General features: G+C 63.3%; 14 protein-coding genes. 5 read left to right on the plus strand and 9 right to left on the minus strand.

Annotation, left to right across the window (positions count from 1 at the left end; translation table 11 throughout):
- Positions 1 to 157 precede the first annotated feature (157 nt).
- The 7 genes from AB8B20_RS09790 to AB8B20_RS09820 form a co-directional block, all read right to left on the minus strand.
- The gene (locus AB8B20_RS09790; RefSeq protein ID WP_439072425.1) at positions 158 to 1375 is read right to left on the minus strand and encodes an ABC transporter substrate-binding protein; all 1218 of its coding nucleotides are present in this window, start codon (positions 1373 to 1375) and stop codon (positions 158 to 160) included.
- A 239-nt stretch (positions 1376 to 1614) separates the two neighbouring features.
- Positions 1615 to 2874, minus strand: a complete 1260-nt coding sequence (locus tag AB8B20_RS09795) for an MFS transporter (RefSeq protein ID WP_439072426.1) — start codon at positions 2872 to 2874, stop codon at positions 1615 to 1617.
- An 80-nt stretch (positions 2875 to 2954) separates the two neighbouring features.
- Positions 2955 to 3605: a DNA oxidative demethylase AlkB gene (gene alkB, locus AB8B20_RS09800; protein ID WP_439072427.1), complete on the minus strand. Its 651-nt coding sequence runs from the start codon at positions 3603 to 3605 to the stop codon at positions 2955 to 2957.
- A gap of 21 nt (positions 3606 to 3626) precedes the next feature.
- The gene (locus AB8B20_RS09805; protein WP_439072428.1) at positions 3627 to 4370 is read right to left on the minus strand and encodes a 2OG-Fe(II) oxygenase; all 744 of its coding nucleotides are present in this window, start codon (positions 4368 to 4370) and stop codon (positions 3627 to 3629) included.
- Between the two features lie 260 nt (positions 4371 to 4630).
- Positions 4631 to 5320, minus strand: a complete 690-nt coding sequence (locus AB8B20_RS09810; protein ID WP_439072429.1) for a DUF2848 domain-containing protein — start codon at positions 5318 to 5320, stop codon at positions 4631 to 4633.
- 82 nt (positions 5321 to 5402) lie between these two features.
- Positions 5403 to 6767, minus strand: coding sequence for an amidase (locus tag AB8B20_RS09815; protein WP_439072430.1), 1365 nt, complete (start codon positions 6765 to 6767; stop codon positions 5403 to 5405).
- 40 nt (positions 6768 to 6807) lie between these two features.
- Positions 6808 to 7140, minus strand: coding sequence for an AtuA-related protein (locus AB8B20_RS09820; protein WP_068735784.1), 333 nt, complete (start codon positions 7138 to 7140; stop codon positions 6808 to 6810).
- A 214-nt stretch (positions 7141 to 7354) separates the two neighbouring features.
- On the opposite strand from AB8B20_RS09820, the gene AB8B20_RS09825 reads away from it, so the two are divergent.
- The 4 genes from AB8B20_RS09825 to AB8B20_RS09840 all read left to right on the plus strand — a co-directional run bounded on the left by AB8B20_RS09825 (position 7355) and on the right by AB8B20_RS09840 (position 11713).
- Positions 7355 to 7768, plus strand: a complete 414-nt coding sequence (locus AB8B20_RS09825) for a Zn-ribbon domain-containing OB-fold protein (RefSeq protein ID WP_120291263.1) — start codon at positions 7355 to 7357, stop codon at positions 7766 to 7768.
- Between the two features lie 4 nt (positions 7769 to 7772).
- Positions 7773 to 8912: a thiolase C-terminal domain-containing protein gene (locus AB8B20_RS09830; RefSeq protein ID WP_439072432.1), complete on the plus strand. Its 1140-nt coding sequence runs from the start codon at positions 7773 to 7775 to the stop codon at positions 8910 to 8912.
- Positions 8913 to 9134: 222 nt separating this feature from the next.
- Positions 9135 to 10058: an SDR family NAD(P)-dependent oxidoreductase gene (locus AB8B20_RS09835; RefSeq protein ID WP_089265108.1), complete on the plus strand. Its 924-nt coding sequence runs from the start codon at positions 9135 to 9137 to the stop codon at positions 10056 to 10058.
- A gap of 353 nt (positions 10059 to 10411) precedes the next feature.
- On the plus strand, positions 10412 to 11713 hold the full coding sequence (locus tag AB8B20_RS09840) for an MFS transporter (RefSeq protein ID WP_439072433.1): 1302 nt from the start codon (positions 10412 to 10414) through the stop codon (positions 11711 to 11713).
- A gap of 60 nt (positions 11714 to 11773) precedes the next feature.
- Here AB8B20_RS09840 and AB8B20_RS09845 read toward each other — a convergent pair whose 3' ends face one another.
- The gene (locus tag AB8B20_RS09845) at positions 11774 to 13006 is read right to left on the minus strand and encodes a tetratricopeptide repeat protein (RefSeq protein WP_231079964.1); all 1233 of its coding nucleotides are present in this window, start codon (positions 13004 to 13006) and stop codon (positions 11774 to 11776) included.
- Positions 13007 to 13405: 399 nt separating this feature from the next.
- Between AB8B20_RS09845 and AB8B20_RS09850 the strand changes: the two genes are divergently transcribed.
- Positions 13406 to 14431, plus strand: coding sequence for an SMP-30/gluconolactonase/LRE family protein (locus AB8B20_RS09850; RefSeq protein WP_244527893.1), 1026 nt, complete (start codon positions 13406 to 13408; stop codon positions 14429 to 14431).
- Between the two features lie 201 nt (positions 14432 to 14632).
- Here the strand turns inward: AB8B20_RS09850 and ppc are convergent, their stop codons facing one another.
- Positions 14633 to 17410, minus strand: coding sequence for a phosphoenolpyruvate carboxylase (ppc, locus tag AB8B20_RS09855; protein WP_439073055.1), 2778 nt, complete (start codon positions 17408 to 17410; stop codon positions 14633 to 14635).
- Between the last annotated feature and the right edge of the window lie 57 nt (positions 17411 to 17467).

The raw sequence follows: 17467 nt of genomic DNA on the forward strand, positions 1-17467 counted from the left end.
CTGTCGGGTCGAAGATGTGCGATCTGATAGGAATAGTTCGCAGCAACTGCAGTGGATGCCCCTCACCCGCCGCGCCACTCGATGCTGCGCATCGAAAGGCGCGTCGACCTCTCCCCGCAAATGCGGGGAGAGGTTAGTACGCCCCGAAACGACGAGTTTATTGTTTGACCGGCGGATCCAGCAGCGTGCATCCGCCATCCGCGATCGGCCGCATGATGTCTTCCGCCTTCACTTTGCCCTTGATGGTGAGCAGGTCCCACTCGCCTTTGACCTCCGACGGCTTCTTCACTTCTGCCAGCAGCATGTCGTTCATCAGCCGGCCGTCCTCGCGCACGCGGGCGCCCGGCGCGAAGAAATCGTCGACCGGCATCGCCTTCATCTGACGCATCACCTTCAATCCGTCATTCTCGTTGGCGGCTTCGGCGGCGCGCAGATAATGCTTCACCGCGCTATAGACGCCAGCCTGCGCATGGGTCGGCATCTTGCCGTGCTTGGCCATGAAGCGCTTGCCGAATTCGCGGCTCTTGTCGTCATTGTCCCAGTAATAGCCTTCGAGATACTGCACGCCTTGCGTGGCCTCCGAGCCTAGCGCCTTCACCGAGGTGAGATAGAAGATCAGCACGGCGAGCTTCTGCTTGCCCTCGCCGATCTGGAATTCGCGCGCCTGCTTGATATTGGTGACGGTGTCGCCGGACGCATTGGCGAGCGCGATCACCTTGGCGCCGGAGGATTGCGCCTGTAGCAGGAAGGACGAGAAATCCATCGTCCCGACCGGATGCTTCACCGCGCCGAGCACCTTGCCGCCGGCAGCTTCCACCACTTTCGAGACTTCCGCCTGCATGGCGATACCGAACGCGTAATCCGCCGTGATGAAATACCAGGTGTCGCCGCCCTGCTTGACCACCGCCTTGGCGATGCCCTGCGCCAGCGAATAGGTGTCGTAGAGCCACATCGCAGCGGTCGGCGCGCATTGCTTGCCGAACACGTCGGCAGTGGCCGAGCCGACATGCACCAGCACCTTGCCGCGCTCGCGCGCCATGTTCTGCACGGCCAGCGAGATCGCCGAATTGCCGATGTCGAAGATCGCATCGACGCCCTGCTGATCGTAGAGATCGCGCGCCAGCGACACGCCGATATCGGTCTTGTTCTGATGATCCGGCCCGAGCAGCTTCACCGGCAGGCCGCGTACCTTGCCGCCAACATCGTCGATCGCAAGCTGCGCCGCGACCACGCTGCCGGTGCCGCCGGCATCGGAAAACACCGAACTCTTGTCGTTCAGCACGGCGATGGTGAGAGGTTTGGTGATGGGTTCGGCAAGCGCCGAACCGTTCAGGCAAGCAACAGCAATGGCAGCCAATATGCCCATTCGGGTCATTGTCGTTTCCTCGTTCTGGTTTTTATTGAGGAAAGCGTAATGGCGGCCGAATGCATTGGCCAGCAAAATTTAATCGATCGATTAAATCGTCTCCTCACACTGTCATTCCGGGGCGCGCACTTCGCGAACCTCAGCCACTCCAACTGGAGTGGCGGGGAATCCCGATGTGTTCATCGCTCCTCAATTCCGGGCCGCGGAAGGTGATGAACATAATGGGATTCCGGGTTCGGTCCCGTCGCCTACGGCGTCGGTCCCGCCCCGGAATGACGAGTGTGTGGCACGCGCTGCCACCGAACCGCAGCAAGCGCCAGTAGTCCAGCACCGGCGACCGCCCAGCATGCGACGGGTGCCCAGTGCAGCAGCGGCGCATAGTCCGGCAGCTTCTGCAATCCGCCGGCGACCGCAGCCACGCGTGCGAAAGTCGCGAGCGCGAGCGCCGAGAAGACGAGACCGATGACCTTGCCCTCGGCGCCGGTCTCGCCGATCGCCATCGCCGCCGACACCGCGCTCATCATCATGCAGCCCCATGCCGCGCCGGCGATGAACTGCGCCGCGATCAGCATGTTGAGATTCACGGCGAACTCCGCGCCGATCACCGCAAGCGCGCCGAGCAATGCGGCGACGCCAATGACGAGAATCCCGCCCTGACGCTTGACCACCGCGCTGGCCGGAAACATCGCGATGTTGAATCCGATCCAGAAGATCGGCATCAGCCATTCCAGATCGGCCGGCTTGGCGAAGCGCAGGAACATCGGCGCGCTGTTGATGCTGAAATGCAGCTGGAAGCCGAGCGCGAGAATGACCATCGCAGCGATGAACAGCATGGGCACACGGCCGAGCGCCTTGCCTGGTGCCGGCAAAGCCTTTGCCTCACGGGCGCTGACATGCACGAGGCCACGCTCGACGCGCGACAGCGCCAGCGTCACGATCAGCAAGACGACGCCGGCAAGTACGAAAGGCAGCCGCGCATCGACGCCGCGCAATGTCGTGCCGAGATAGGGCGCGAGCGCGCCGGCAACGCCATAGCCGAGCATGGCCAACGCCGCGAGAAATGGCCGCGATGGGCGCGCCGCATATTTGCCAAGCAATGTCAGCGGCGGCGCGCGCAAGGCAGAGGATGTTGCCGACCAGATCACGATCAATGCGATCAGCGCGACTTGCGCCTTCGGTCCCTGCCCGGCAACGAAAGGCAGCGCGACGAAGGCTGCGCAGGACACTGCGGTCAGGATGCCGACAATGAGACCGAGCCGCCCGACCACGCGCGCGATCCTGTCAGCGACCAGGCCCATCGCCGTATCGGTGACGGTGAAGATCGCCTGATCGAGCATCAAGATGAAGATCACGACGGTCGGCGCAATGCCGACATCGGCGGCGAGCTTCGGCAGATAGATCACATAGGTGACCCAGCCGAGCGTGAACACCAGTTGCAGGACGGCGAGATAGACGCCCGCGCCGTTGCTGGTGGCGGCCTGTGTGCCGGTTCGTTCCTGCTCGCTCATGGTCCCCTCACCCGCCCGACCATAGAATGGTCGCGGCAGCCGAGGAAAGCGTTCAACGCGCAGCGCTCAACAGGTCCCATTCAACAGGTCTTGCGGAAGGTCAGATTGATGCGCTGGCCGCCCATGACCGGATGCTCGCCATCCGGCAGCGGCGCGACGCCATGATAGGCCAGCCGCGACGGGCCGCCCCAGACCACGACATCACCATGGGTCAGACGATAGCGCCTCGTGGGCGCGCTGCGGGTGAGACCGCCGAACAGAAATGTCGCCGGCAGGCCGAGCGACACCGAGACGATGGGCGCGCGCAGATCCAGCTCGTCCTTGTCCTGGTGCAGCGAGAGTTTGGCACCGGGCTTGTAGCGATTGATGAGACAGGCATCCGGCACGAAGGCCTCGAAGCCGGCCTGAACCGCCGCGCGCGCGGCGAGATCGCGAAACGGCACCGGCATTTCGGGCCATCGCTTACCGCTGTCGGGATCGACGGGGTCGTAGCGATAGCCCCGGGGATCCGACACCCACCCGACACGGCCGCAATTGGTCATGGCGACCGACATGGTGTGACCGCCCGGCGTGACCAGATGGCGGAACGGCGCCGCCTTCACGATCATACGCAGCGCGGCGATTACATCCGGCTGTTCGGCGGCGAAGAAGTTGCGCAGCAGAACGGCTCCCTCGGCGAGCTCTTCACACGCAGGCTGGTCATCCCTGATATCGGCAAACAGGTCGGTCATCGCGGTTGTTCAGTCGTCCCGTCACTTCGCATCGTGAAAGATCACCCCGAGCGTATGGCGCCGGCCCGACTTCACCCGGCTGACGCCATGGCGCAGATTGACGCGATAGCTGCCGCATGTGCCGGCAACCGGCCGGTGATGCACGGCGAACACCACGGCATCGCCCTGCCGCAAGTCTACCACTTCGGCGCGCGACTGCATGCGCGGACGCTGCTCCGTCAACACGAATTCTCCGCCGGTGAAATCCTCCGACGGCTCCGACAGCAGGATCGCGACCTGTAGCGGAAACACGTGTTCGCCATAGAGATCCTGATGCAGGCAGTTGTAGTCCCCGGCTTCATATTGCAGCAGCAGCGGCGTCGGTCGGGTCTGTCCGGCGTCGTGGCAGCGCTTGAGAAACGCGGCGTGATCGGCGGGAAAGCGCACGTCGATCCCCATCGCCTCGTTCCAGCGATTGGCGATCGTGCTCAATGGTCCGTAGAGCGCCGGACGCAGGCCGGCGATCGGATCGGGCAGCGGATAGTTGAAATATTTGTATTCGCCGCGGCCGAAGCCGTGGCGGCCCATGACGATGCGGCTGCGGAAACGGGAATCGTCGGGATAGAGCGATGCGAGGTGACGACACTCATCGGGCGTGAGCAGTTTCTCGAACACGGCACAGCCCTGGGCGTCAAGTTCGGCGCCGATGCGCTGCCAGTCGATGGCATCGACGCGCGCCTGCGGCGCGTCATTGTTTTCTGGGCGCTTCTTCGCGAGTGAAACCATATCATCGCCTCCGTCATCCGGCCGCGATCAGCATGTCATGGCCTGTTGGCCATTTTGGGGAGATGGGCGGGTGAAGCCACCCGATTTCCGGATGCCTCTCACTGTCATTCCGGGGCGCGAGCGCCACTTGGCGATCGCGAACCCGGAATCTCGGCATGGGGGGTCTCCGGGAGCCAAACACGTCGGGATTCCGGGTTCACGCGCACGAAGATGCGCGCGTGCCCCGGAATGACGAGTGTCGGACTACGACGAGCGGGTGGTTAACCCACCACCGGCAATGTCTTCACATCATAGCCATGGCTGATCTTGCGCTTCAGCACGGGATCTTCGATCTCGTAGTCGAAACGATCGGCCGGGCGGATGCCGCCCTTGGCGGCGAAGGTGCCGCCGAACATCGCCGTGCCGTCTGGCAGCGTGTCGCTGTCGAAACCTTTCTTGATCAGTTCGGCCACCGGCAGCATGCCGCTCAGCAGGCCTTCCTGATACAGCACCTTCTCGCCCTTGATGGTCGCCCAGGAGCGCAGGATGATCTGGTCCCAATGCGGAAGCAGTTCGGAGAGCTCCCACACGACAGGTGCGATCGGCTTGTCGCACATCTGCTTCGACACGGTGATGTTGTAGGTCTCGACCTTGCGGTCGGTATGGTCGGAGCCGACGCCGACATAGGTCTTGCCGCCTGACGCGATCAGGCAGAATTCGACTTCGCCCGAGGAATTCTCGTCGGTGCATTCGATCATGCCGTCAGTGGTGAAGCGGCGCGCCGAGCAGCGGTAGTAGATCGGCGTCGAGGCCGGCGGCGCGATGCCGAGCGCCTCGAGTTCCTTGATGTGATGATCGCGCGCGACGGGATCGCGGCCGGTCCAGCCGGCGATGACGCCCTGGGTGATCTTGAGCGTCAGCGGCGTCTTGGTGCCCTTTGCGTCCAGCGTGAACGCGATCTCGGTGGTCATATGGTTCTTCCTTGCTTGCAATTGAAAGTGAGTTCCGGCGTCGCGCTCCCTCTCCCCGCCTGCGGGGAGAGGTTAGAAAACATCAGCCACGAACGAGCGTCTCCATCCCCGCGGCGAGTTCGAAGATGCGACGGTCGGCGCCGCCGGCGGCTGCCAGCATCAGGCCGACAGGCGCTTCGTCCGCGGCCGAGATCGGCAGCGAGATGGCGCAGCCGTCGATCATGTTGATCAGCGTGCAGTTGCGCAGCGCCATCAGGTTCTGCTTGGAGAACACCTTGTCGTCTTCCATGTCGGCAATCGACGGCGGCGTAATCGCGCTGGTCGGCAGCACCAGCGCATCGTAAGGCGCGATGCGCTTTTCGGTGCGCGCGATCAACGAACGGCGCATCGGCAGGAGGTCGAGATAGTCGGCGGCGTTCTGGGTCTCGCCGCGCTGGATGCGCAGCGCGACTCTGGGATCATAGACGTCACCCTTGCTGGCCAGGAGATAGCGATGCCAGGCGTAGCTCTCAGCCGCCGTAAAGCCGCCCTTGGTGCTCATCGGCGCGATGTCGTTGAACTCAGGCACTTCGATGCGCTCGATGATCGCGCCCTTCTCGGCGAGCTTCTTCAGCGCGCGTTCGAAGGCCGAGGCGACGACCGGATCGAGATCGTCCATCGCCAGCGTCGTCGGCACCGCGAGACGCATGCCTTTGATCGGGCGCGGCGTGAGCTCAAATTCCGGTTCGCCGGCCAGCACAGCATCCATCGCCGCGCAGCAGGCGACCGAGCGTGCGAGCGGGCCGATGCTGTCGAGGGTAAAGGACAGCGGCACGGCACCATCGAGCGGCACGCGGCGCTGCGTCGGCTTGTAGCCGACGATGCCGTTGAAGGCCGCGGGAATGCGGCAGGAACCGCCGGTGTCGGTACCCAATGCCGCATGCGCCATGCCATCGAGCACGGAGACGGCGGCACCGGAGGACGAGCCACCCGGCACATGGCCGAGCTCGCGCTTCCACGCGCCTTTCGGCGTGCCGTAATGCGGATTGGTGCCGATGCCCGAATAGGCGAATTCAACCATGTTGGTGCGCCCGATCACCACGAAACCGGCGCGGCGCAGACGTGCGACAGTCGGCGCATCGGCGTCGGCCGGCGCAGAATCGTCCAGCGCGCGCGAACCGGCGCGGGTCACCTGACCCTTGATGTCGAACAGATCCTTGATGGAGATCGGAATGCCGGCAAAGCGCGACGGCGCGGCATTGGCCTTGCGCAGCGCATCCATGGCATCGGCGGCGGCCAGAGCCGCATCCTTGTCGACGTGAATGAAGGTGCGCTCGCCCTCGCCGTTCGGATCGGCGATTTTGGCCAGACAGGCTTCGACCAGCTTGCGGGACGTGGTGCGACCGGCGGCAAGGTCGGCGGCCAGGCTGGCGAGGGTCGGTGCGGTCTGGTGGAAGTCGTTGCTCATGGTCGCGGCATCCTGTGTGTCTTGCCGGACCCGCAAGTGGTCACGGCGCCCGGTCGGTATCGCCGAAAGTGTCCTCGATTTCCAGATCGAGCAGCGCGGAGCTGAGCGATTTGCCATGCGCATCGAGCGCGAGCGATCGCGTCACCCCGCCGCCAAGCGCCTGATCCATGACGAAATTCAAGGCCGCCAGATTGGGCAGTTCATAGCGGACCACCTCGCCCGCGACGATGCCCGCAAACAGGGCCTTCACGCGCGCGGCGGTCACCTGGGATACTATCAACGGATATAGCTTTGCGTCAAAGGCAATTACCGAGATGTTGGAAATGTTGCCTTTGTCACCTGTGCGGGAATGGGCGATCTCGCGCAGCTTCACGTCATGCTCCCTGAACCATCCGTACCAACCTACCCTGCCTGGTTGCAGCGGGACAAGCCTCGCACGTTTTCCAACCGGAATTCCACGTCGTCCCGCAGTGAGCAGATACGGCCATGCAGCACGCGCGCTGGACCGCCCCCGGTGGAATGTGGAATGTCCATCCAGAGGACAACGAACGGGGCCAAATCCCCGTCCAAGGGAGAGAACACCACACATGGCTGAACCAGCCCGCGCGCGGCCGAAACCGACACCGGAAACCCAGCATTATTGGGACGGCGCAAAAGCCGGCGAACTCCGCCTGCAGCGCTGCGACGATTGCAGCAATGTGTATTTTCCGCCGCGGCCGTTCTGCCCCGGCTGCGCCTCGCGCAAGGTCTCGGTGTTCAAGGCCTCGGGCAAGGGTTTCCTCTACAGCTACGTCATCAATCACCGGCCCGCCGCGCCGGGTTTCACGCCGCCTTACGCGATTGCCGTGGTCGAGCTTGAAGAAGGTCCGCGGCTGATGAGCAACATCATCGATTGCCCGCAGACGCCCGAAGCGCTCGAACTCGACATGAAGCTCGAGGTCGCCTTCGAGAAGCTCGACGACGCCATCACCCTCCCCGTATTCCGCCCGGCGAAGGGCTGAGATCATGCGCAGAAACGCAGTCGCCGTTGTCGGCGCAGCCGAGACCACCGAGCTCGGCGTCATCCCCAACATGTCGCAGATCCAGCTTCACGCGGATGCGGCCCTCAATGCCATCAAGGATGCCGGGCTAAAACTGTCCGACATCGATGGCATCGCCACGGCCGTCGAGACGCCGCAGCAGATCGCGCATTATCTCGGCATCACGCCGACCTGGGTCGACGGTACATCCGTCGGCGGTTGCTCGTTCATGCTGCATGTTCGCCACGCGGCCGCGGCGATCGAGGCCGGCCTGTGCAAGACGGTTCTGATCACGCACGCGGAGTCCGGCAAGTCGATGATCGGCAAACTGCCGCGCTCGATTCCGGCCGACGGCCTGCAGGGCCAGTTCGAGGCGCCCTATGGCGTCTACGGTCCGCCGAGCATGTTCCCGATCCCCGTGCTGCGCTACATGAAGACGCACGGCATCACCCACGAGCAGATCGCGTCGGTCGCCGTGTTCCAGCGTGAATGGGCCGCGAAGAATCCGCGCGCCATGATGAAGGCGCCGATCACGGTCGAGGACGTGCTGAACTCGAAGATGATCGCCTATCCGTTCCGCATCCTGCAATGCTGCCTCGTCACCGATGGCGGTGGCGCATTGATCCTGACCTCGGCGGATCGCGCCAAGGATTTCCCGAACAAGCCGGTCTATATTCTCGGCACCGGCGAGAGCGTGGAAACGCCGATGGTCAGCCAGATGAAGACCTTCGATTCATCGCGCGCTTTCACCGTGGCCGGACCGACCGCATTCCGCGAAGCCGGCATTACCCACAAGGACGTCGATCACCTGATGATCTACGATGCCTTCGCGCATCTGCCATTGTATGGTCTCGGCGATCTCGGCTTCATGCCGCATGAGGAAACCGGCAAGTTCATCGCGGACGGCAACACCCGCCCCGGCGGCAAGCTGCCGATGAACACCAATGGCGGCGGCCTCAGCTATATGCATTCCGGCATGTACGGCATGTATGCGCTGCAGGAGAGCGTACGGCAGATGCGCGGCATCGCGCCGGCACAGGTGCCTGGCGCGAAGATCTCAGTGTGCCACGGCGTCGGCGGCATGTTCGCCGCGTCGGGCACGGTGATTTTTACGAACGAGAAGTAAACGCGGTGCCTTCTCCCCGCTTGCGGGGAGAAGGTGGCTCGAATGCGCGAAGCGCGTTCGAGACGGATGAGGGGGACTATCCGCAAGCACGGAGCAAGCGGATAGTCCCCCTCACCCGCCCCGGCTTCGCCGGGACGACCTCTCCCCGCCTAGCGAAGCTTCGCTTCGCCCCGGCGGGGAGAGGTTAGAAAACATCAATCACACCACCAAAAGGAAAACCACATGGCATCTACCAAATCACTCGACGGCAAGGTCATTGTCGTCACCGGCGCGGGTCGCGGCATTGGCCGTGGCATTGCGCTACTCTGCGCCGCTGAAGGCGCAAAGGTCGTCGTCAACGATCCCGGCGTCGGCACCGACGGGTCGGGCGGCGATGGCGCGGCACCGGCCGAACAGGTCGTCGAGGAAATCACCAAGGCCGGCGGCACCGCCGTCGCGAACTTCGAGTCGGTGGCCGAAGCGATCCCGGCCAGCAAGATCATCAAGCAGGCCGTGGACACCTACGGCAAGATCGACGGTGTGGTGAACAATGCCGGCATCCTGCGCGACGCGATCTTCCACAAGATGTCCATCGATGCCTTCGAGATGGTGATCAAGGTCCATCTGATGGGCTCGTTCTATACATCCCATGCTGCCGCGCGATATTTCCGCGAGCAGAATTCCGGCTCGTTCGTGCACTTCACCTCGACCTCGGGTCTGATCGGCAATTTCGGCCAGGCCAATTACTCGGCGGCCAAGCTCGGCATCGTCGGCCTGTCGAAGTCGATCGCGCTCGACATGGGCCGCTTTGGCGTCAATTCGAACTGCGTCTCGCCCTTCGCCTGGAGCCGCATGATCGGCAGCATCCCGACCGAGACCGAAGCCGAGAAGGCCCGCGTCGAACGCATGCAGCGCATGGGTCCGGAAAAGATCGCACCGCTGGTGGCGCATCTGCTCTCCGACGACGCCAAGGAAATCTCCGGGCAGATCTTTGCCGCGCGCATGAACGAGATCTTCCTGATGGGCCAGTCGCGCCCGCTGCGCTCGATCCACCGCGCCGAAGGCTGGACCCCGCAGTCCCTCGCCGAGCACGGCATGCCGGCGCTGAAGTCGTCGTTCTACAAGCTCGATCGTTCGGCTGACATTTTCAGCTGGGATCCAGTCTAACCACACTGTGCGCCATGGCCGGGCTTGTCCCGGCCATCCACGTCTTGGCGACCAAACAAAAGGCGTGGATGCCCGGGACATCTAGCGAAGCCGCGCTTCGCGCTTTGCCCGGGCATGACGTGGAGAGGTTGCCGCCCTCTCGCCGCCGACACACCGACCATCTCCACAACCCAAAATCGAAAACCAAACAATATTACTCAAATAGCTATGCATAGCGGTCTTATCTGACCCGAGATCGCGCTAATTTCGTCGTAAAGAATTCAAACGCCGGCCAAGACCGGCTATGTCACCAGCAATCAACGGGTTTGACGTCACGCATGTGCGGACGAAACCGCATTTGCTGGACGAACATCATGACAGATCACGCGGGCGCGATGCCCTCCGCGGCCATGCCGCATTCCAAGCCGCTGAATTCCCCCGCCCGCGTTCTGCTGGCGAGCCTGATCGGCACCACGATCGAATTCTTCGACTTCTACGTCTATGCCACCGCCGCGGTGCTGGTGTTTCCAAAACTGTTCTTCCCGGCTGGCAACGACACCGCCGCGCTGCTCGCGTCCTTCGCGGTGTTCTCGATCGCGTTCTTTGCGCGTCCGTTCGGCGCTGTCGTGTTCGGCCATTTCGGCGATCGCGTCGGCCGCAAGACCACGCTGGTCGCAGCCTTGCTGACCATGGGCATTTCGACCGTGCTGATCGGCCTGCTGCCGACTCACGCGCAGATCGGCCTCGCTGCGCCGCTGCTGCTGGTGCTGTGCCGTTTCGGTCAGGGCTTTGGACTCGGCGGCGAATGGGGCGGCGCAGTGCTGCTCGCCACCGAGAATGCACCGGAAGGCAAGCGCAACTGGTACGCCATGTTCCCGCAGCTCGGTGCGCCGCTCGGCCTGTTCCTGTCGTCCGGCACGTTCTTCATTCTGCTGCACTTCGTCTCGCCGGAAACGTTCCTGAGCTGGGCGTGGCGCGTGCCGTTCCTCGCCTCCATCGTGCTGATCGCCATCGGATTGTGGGTGCGCCTGTCGATCACCGAGACGCCGGAATTCCAGAAGGCAATCGAGAAGGCCGAGCGCGTTGCCGTCCCCAGCATGGAGCTGCTGCGCAAGCACAAGCGCAGCCTCGTGCTCGGCACGCTGGTCGGTCTGATGACCTTCGTGTTCTTCTATGTCTGCACGGCCTATCTGCTGTCCTACAATGTCGGGATCGCGAAGATGTCGCTGCTCGACGCGCTCAAGGTGCAGATCGCCGGCGCCGTCGCCTTCGGCACCACCAACATCCTGGCCGGCCTGCTCGCCGACAAGATCGGTCGCCGCACGCTGCTGATCGCCAATTGCCTGATGGTGATCGTGTTCTCGTTCTTCCTGGCGCCGCTGCTGTCAGGCGGCGTGGCGGGCATCTATGCCTTCGCGCTGATCGGTCTGGCGATCTTCGGCGTCAATTATGGCCTGATCGGCGCCGCGCTGGCGGCACCGTTCCCGACCGCCGTACGCTATACCGGCTCGTCGATGACGTTCAATCTGGCGAGCATCTTCGGCGCCTCACTGGCGCCCTATATCGCCACCTGGCTGCAGGCAAATTACGGTCTCGCTTACATCGGCTATTACGTGCTCGCCGCCGCGACGATCACGCTCATCGCGATCTTCGCTTCGGACAAGCACGAGGTCTGAGCGCGCTTGCCGGCAAACGTCAAAAAAGGGGCAGTGCCAACGCTGCTCCTTTTTTATTGATCAGCGCGCCGCCTGCTGCCGCCTGAGCTCGGCGCGAGCCGCGTCACGCTCGAATTCGCCATCGCCCCGGCACACTTCAGCTGCCTGTTTCAGATAGGGCAGCGCCTCCTGCGGCTTGTGCTTCACCATCAGATACTGGCCGAGATAGAACGACACGCCGCAATCGCCGAAGTCGTCCTCCAGCCGCATGTTCTTCATTTTGGCGAGCATCTCCTCCCGACTCATCTGGCCGAGATAGACCGCGACCATCGGCCATGGCCAGCCCTTGCGATCGAGCTTGTCGGTATTGCGTTTTAGCTCGCCGATGTCGTTGTCGCCGCTGCGCGCCCGCGCGATGTAGCGTAGCAGCTTGCCCAGCTCGTATTCCGGCGTCTTCTCGACCACGTCGCCGAAATCGGCGGCAGCCTCGGCGAAATGTCCCTCGATGAAGTTCATATGCGACCGCCGGTTGCGGGTGTCGGGATCATCCGGCCTCAGCTTCAGCGCCGCATCCAGGTCCGGGATCGCGCCGGCGAAATCGCCCTTGCGCGCGAAGGCGATGCCGCGGTCAACATGGGCGCCGACGTCGTTCGGATTGCCGGCCAGAACGACATCGAAATCCGCGATCGCGCCGTCATTGTCGCCGCGTCGAATCCTGATGTCGGCGCGACCACGGTGGGCATAGCTGTCGCCGGGCTCGATCTGTAGCGCAGCGTCATAGTCGGCCAACGCCCTCTCGTAGTCTTTCTTAGCGGCACGGCTGTTGCCGCGCAATGCAAACGCCGCATAGTCTTTCGGATCGAGGCGGATGGCTTCCGAGAAATCCGCGATCGCGCCATCGATGTCGGCCAATCTCTTCCGCAACATTCCGCGTCCGCGGTGGTAGGACGAATTGCCCGGCTGCAGGCGAATCGCCTTGTCATAGTCGGCGCGCGCCCGCACGAAATCGCCCTTGGATTCATAGGCGCTCGCCCGCGAGCCGAAGCCCGAGGAGTAAGTGGGATCGAGGGCGATCGCCTTGTTAGCATCCGCGATAGCCAGATCGAATTCGTCGAGGCGGTTGTGGACCATGGCGCGCGCGCCATAGCCTTTCGCAAAATCAGGATTGAGTGCGATGAACGCAGTAAAGTCCGCGCGCGCCGCCTCCATATGGCCGAGTTCGAAGTTCCCGATGGCGCGAAGGCGAAGCGCTTCGGAGCGCTCGGCATCCGTTGCGCCGGGACGATCGATGATATCGCTACAGCCTGCGATCATCCGCTGATCCATCGGCGGGCGACATCCATTATCCGCGTGTGCTGACAATGATGTGGCGAACAGCAATGCTGCAGAAGCGACTGCAACACATATGTGACAGCGAAACAACGACATGGGGAACCGCGCATCAAATGAGAGCTTTGGTGTTGGTCGCATGGAACTATCAAAACGTTCACTGCGCTGCGATGCGCGCTTGTGCACCGCCATGACCGCGCGGCAGCATCGAATTGTGTAGCATCGCCGTCGCAACGGTATTTAGACTGCTGGCAATAACTGGAGCAAACCAGAAAAGCCGGGAGGACGACGATGCCAACTCAGCTCGACGCGAACGACGCAGTTCAACCCGCCGCAATATCCAACTCACTCAGTCGCAGAAAAATCCTGAGCGGCGCCGCGGCAATGGCCGCGACATCGCTGATCGCGCCCGATGCGCTGGCGCGAAATTTCAACCGCGGCGCGGAACCGCAGCGCTATCCCGATCCCGATATCGTCGTCATCGACGCCAATCGCTTCAAGGCGAGAGTCGGCAACACCGTCATCAAGCGGCTCTATACGGGCTGCCTGTGGGCGGAGGGACCGGCGTGGAATGCACAGGGTCAGTATCTGATCTGGAGCGATATCCCTGCCAATCGCCAGTTGCGTTATCTCGACGATGACGGCCACATCTCCGAGCGCTTCCGCTATCCATCCGAGGAGAGCAACGGGAATTCGTTCGACACCGAGGGCCGCCAGCTTTCCGCGCAGCGCACGCGCCTTGTCCGCTTCGAGCACAATGGCAGCGTCACGACGCTGGCTGAACAGGCAAACGGCAAGCCGCTGAACGGGCCGAACGATATGGTGGTCAATCCGATCGACAAGGCGATCTGGTTCACCGATCCCGGCTACGGCGCCATCAATCTCTATGAAGGACAACGCGCGGCGCCGGGCGTCACGCAGCCGCACCAGAAGGAAGCGGTATATCGCATCGATCCAACGAACGGCCAGATCAGCAAGGTCGCAGACGATCCGTTCAAGCCGAATGGTCTGGCCTTCAGCCCGGACTACAAGAAGCTCTATGTCTGCGACACCGGCATCACGCATTATCCCAATGCCAAGAATGTCGTCTGGCAGTACGACGTCGACGGCGGCAAGCTCTCGAATGGCAAGCCGCTGATCGACATGACGCTGGATGGCAAGTCCGGCTTCCCTGACGGGCTGCGCGTCGATACCGAAGGCAATATCTGGGTCGGTGCCGGCTGGGTCGGCGACGGCTATGACGGCGTGCAAATCTTCGCGCCGGACGGCCAGCGCATCGGCCAGATCAAGCTGCCGGAGACCTGCGCGAACGTGTGTTTCGGCGGCAAGAAGCGCAACCGGCTGTTCATGACGGCGAGCCAGTCACTCTATGCGGTCTATGTGGAAACGCAGGGCGCGCATTTCTGTTGAGGGCTTTCTTCACCCTCCCCCTTGCGGGGAGGGTGGCGCGTTGCGAGCGGAGCGAGCAAACGTGACGGGTGGGGGTGCCACAAGCGACGGCGCCTGTGGCACCCCCACCCCGGCCTCCACTTCGGCGATGCGTCGCATCGCCTCGTTCGGCCGACCCTCCCCGCAAGGGGGAGGGAGGCCACTCACATCTGCGCGCTCCCCCTACCCGCTATTCCGCAGCCCCGCCGAGATCCCGTTGATCGTCAGCTGAATCCCACGCAGCACCTGCTCGTCCGGATTATTCGCACGGTGCTCTTTCAGCAGCTCGACCTGCACGTGGTTGAGCGGATCGAGATACGGGAAGCGATTGCGGATCGAGCGATCGAGCAGCGGATTGTTTTGCAGCAGGCGCTCCTGCTCCATAATATCCAGCAGCGTCTCGATGCACAGATGCCATTCGCCGCGGATGCGGCCGAAGATGGTCTCGCGCAGCTTCTGGTCGGCGACAAGCTCAGCATAGCGCGAGGCGATGGCGATGGAGCTCTTGGCCAGCACCATGTCCATGTTGGACAACAGCGTGCGGAAGAACGGCCATTCGCGGTGCATCTCCTGCAGGAAGACCATGCCCTTGTCGGGATGATTGGCGAGCCACGCCTCGATGGCGCTGCCGAAGCCATACCAGCCCGGCAGCATCAAGCGGCACTGCGCCCAGGAGAACACCCACGGGATCGCGCGCAAATCCTCGATGGCGCGGGTCTTCTTGCGCGAGGCCGGACGGCTGCCGATGTTCAGCGTCGAGATCTCATTGATGACGGTGGATTCCCAGAAGTAATCGACAAAGCCCTCGGTCTCATAGACCAGCCCGCGATAGGCCTTGAAGGCCAGTTCGGAAATCTCCTCCATGGCTTCGAGATATTCGCGGCGCGGCGCGCTGTGCTTCGGTGCCAGCAGGCTTGCTTCCAGCGTTGCGGCGGCGAGGATTTCCAGATTGTTGCGGCCAACCTCGGCATTGGAATATTTGCTGGAGATGATCTCGCCCTGTTCGGTGATGCGGATCTGGCCATCCACCGCGCCGCCGGGCTGCGCCAGGATCGCATCGTGGCTTGGGCCGCCGCCGCGGCCGACCGAGCCGCCGCGACCGTGGAACAGCCTGAGCCGGATGTGATGCCGCTCGAACACTTCGATGAGCTCGATCTCGGCCTTGTACAGTTCCCAGCCGGAAGTGACGAAGCCGCCATCCTTGTTGCTGTCGGAATAGCCGAGCATGACTTCCTGCACCGCGCCGCGGCTGTCGACCAACTTGCGATAGTCGTGCAGCGAGAACATGCGGTCCATGATGGCTGCAGAGGCCTGCAGATCCTCGATGGTCTCGAACAGCGGCACGATATTGATGGCGCTGCGACCGGAGCAATCGACGAGCCCGACCTCCTTCAGCAGCACTGCGACTTCGAGCATGTCGGAGACGCCCTTGCACATCGAGATGATGCATTGGGGGATTGCCGCCGCGCCGAATTTCGCATGAACCTGCGCCGCCATGCGGAACAGTGCGAGTTCGCCCAGCGTCTCATCGCTGTATTTGACGAACAGCGAGCCGAGCGGCCGCGCGTTCTTCAATTCATTCGTCAGCAGCGCGATGCGCGCCTCCTCGCCGAGCGCGAGATAGGACGTGCCGGGCATCGCCGCGTCAATCAGTTCGGCGACGGTGCGCTCATGCACAGCGGAATTCTGCCGGATGTCGAGACTGGCGAGATAGAAGCCAAAGCAATCCACCGCGCGGCGCAATTGCCGCAGCCGGCCGCGGGCGATGACTGCGGAATTATCAGCGATCAGCGAACGATCGAGCACGTCGAGATCGGCCTTGAACTCCTGCGCCGATACGTAAGCCGGCGCATCGCCCACGGCTGCGCGGCGGTTCGGCAGCTCGAGCGCATGGGCCGTTGCCGCCATGCGGGCATAGACGCCGGAGATCGCCAGACGATAGGGCTCGCCGGCGCGGTGCGGCGATGGATCAGGGGAGCGTTCGGCCAATGCGCGGAGTTCATCGGAGACATCGGCGAGATGCGCTGCCATCGACAGTTCCGCGCCCAGCGCGTGGAGTTCGTCGAGATAGAAGCTGAAGGCGCGCCTGCTCTGCAGCATCATGGTGCCGCGCATCACATCTGCCGTGACGAACGGATTGCCGTCGCGGTCGCCGCCGATCCAGCTGCCCATGCGCAGGAACGAGCCGAGTTCGGCAGCGCCGCCCTGCGCGCGCAGGCTGTCCTCCAGCACGCAATGCAGACGCGGCACCTCACGCAGGAACGTGTAGTCGTAGAACGACAATCCGTTGGCGACTTCGTCGAGCACCGTCAACTTGCTCCGGCGCAGCAGATTGGTCTGCCACAGGGTGACGACGGCGCGGCGCAATTGCTCTTCCGACGCCTCGATCTCCTCGGCGGTGAGCTGCATGCGCTCGCGCCGGTCCAGCAATGCCGCGATTTCCATTTCGCGGTCGATGGTGCTCTTGCGCCGCACTTCGGTGGGATGCGCGGTCAGCACCGGCGAGATCAGCGCCTGTCCGAAGAACTTGCTGAGCAGCGCGGCATCGATGCCGGCCTCGCGCGCGCGCTTCACCGCATGGGCCAGCGTGCCCGATGCGTTGGCCGCATTCGCGCGCTGCGCCCGCATCCGGCGGATGTTGTTCTGGTCCTCCGCTATATTGGCGAGATGGGAGAAATAGCTGTAGGCGCGAACGATGCGCACGGTCTCGGCGATCGACATGCCGTCGAGAATGGCTTCGAGTTCACGCCGCGCCAGCTTGTCCTCGTCGCGGTGAAAACGGACCGAGGTCTGACGGATGTTCTCGACCAGGGCGAATACCGCTTCGCCTTCCTGATCGCGCACGGTGTCGCCAAGGATGCGGCCGAGCAGCCGGATGTCCTCGCGCAGCCGGGCATCGGCCTCCTGGTGAGCAGGATCGTCACCGCGCTGGGATGCGGGTTCTTCGGTGGACAGGGTCAGGGACACAAGGACGCTCCAGGAAGTTGCCGGCGCCCCATTTGGTCGCAAGTCATGCTG

The organism is Tardiphaga sp. 866_E4_N1_4, from assembly GCF_052076075.1.
Taxonomy (GTDB): Bacteria; Pseudomonadota; Alphaproteobacteria; order Rhizobiales; family Xanthobacteraceae; genus Tardiphaga; species Tardiphaga robiniae.

Bases quoted from the DNA above. Each gene is read 5' to 3' on its own strand.
- AB8B20_RS09790 (WP_439072425.1), bottom strand. From the start codon at position 1,375: ATGACCCGAATGGGCATATTGGCTGCCATTGCTGTTGCTTGCCTGAAC.
- AB8B20_RS09795 (WP_439072426.1), bottom strand. From the start codon at position 2,874: ATGAGCGAGCAGGAACGAACCGGCACACAGGCCGCCACCAGCAACGGC.
- alkB (WP_439072427.1), bottom strand. From the start codon at position 3,605: ATGACCGACCTGTTTGCCGATATCAGGGATGACCAGCCTGCGTGTGAA.
- AB8B20_RS09805 (WP_439072428.1), bottom strand. From the start codon at position 4,370: ATGGTTTCACTCGCGAAGAAGCGCCCAGAAAACAATGACGCGCCGCAG.
- AB8B20_RS09810 (WP_439072429.1), bottom strand. From the start codon at position 5,320: ATGACCACCGAGATCGCGTTCACGCTGGACGCAAAGGGCACCAAGACG.
- AB8B20_RS09815 (WP_439072430.1), bottom strand. From the start codon at position 6,767: ATGAGCAACGACTTCCACCAGACCGCACCGACCCTCGCCAGCCTGGCC.
- AB8B20_RS09825 (WP_120291263.1), top strand. From the start codon at position 7,355: ATGGCTGAACCAGCCCGCGCGCGGCCGAAACCGACACCGGAAACCCAG.
- AB8B20_RS09830 (WP_439072432.1), top strand. From the start codon at position 7,773: ATGCGCAGAAACGCAGTCGCCGTTGTCGGCGCAGCCGAGACCACCGAG.
- AB8B20_RS09835 (WP_089265108.1), top strand. From the start codon at position 9,135: ATGGCATCTACCAAATCACTCGACGGCAAGGTCATTGTCGTCACCGGC.
- AB8B20_RS09840 (WP_439072433.1), top strand. From the start codon at position 10,412: ATGACAGATCACGCGGGCGCGATGCCCTCCGCGGCCATGCCGCATTCC.
- AB8B20_RS09845 (WP_231079964.1), bottom strand. From the start codon at position 13,006: ATGATCGCAGGCTGTAGCGATATCATCGATCGTCCCGGCGCAACGGAT.
- AB8B20_RS09850 (WP_244527893.1), top strand. From the start codon at position 13,406: ATGGCCGCGACATCGCTGATCGCGCCCGATGCGCTGGCGCGAAATTTC.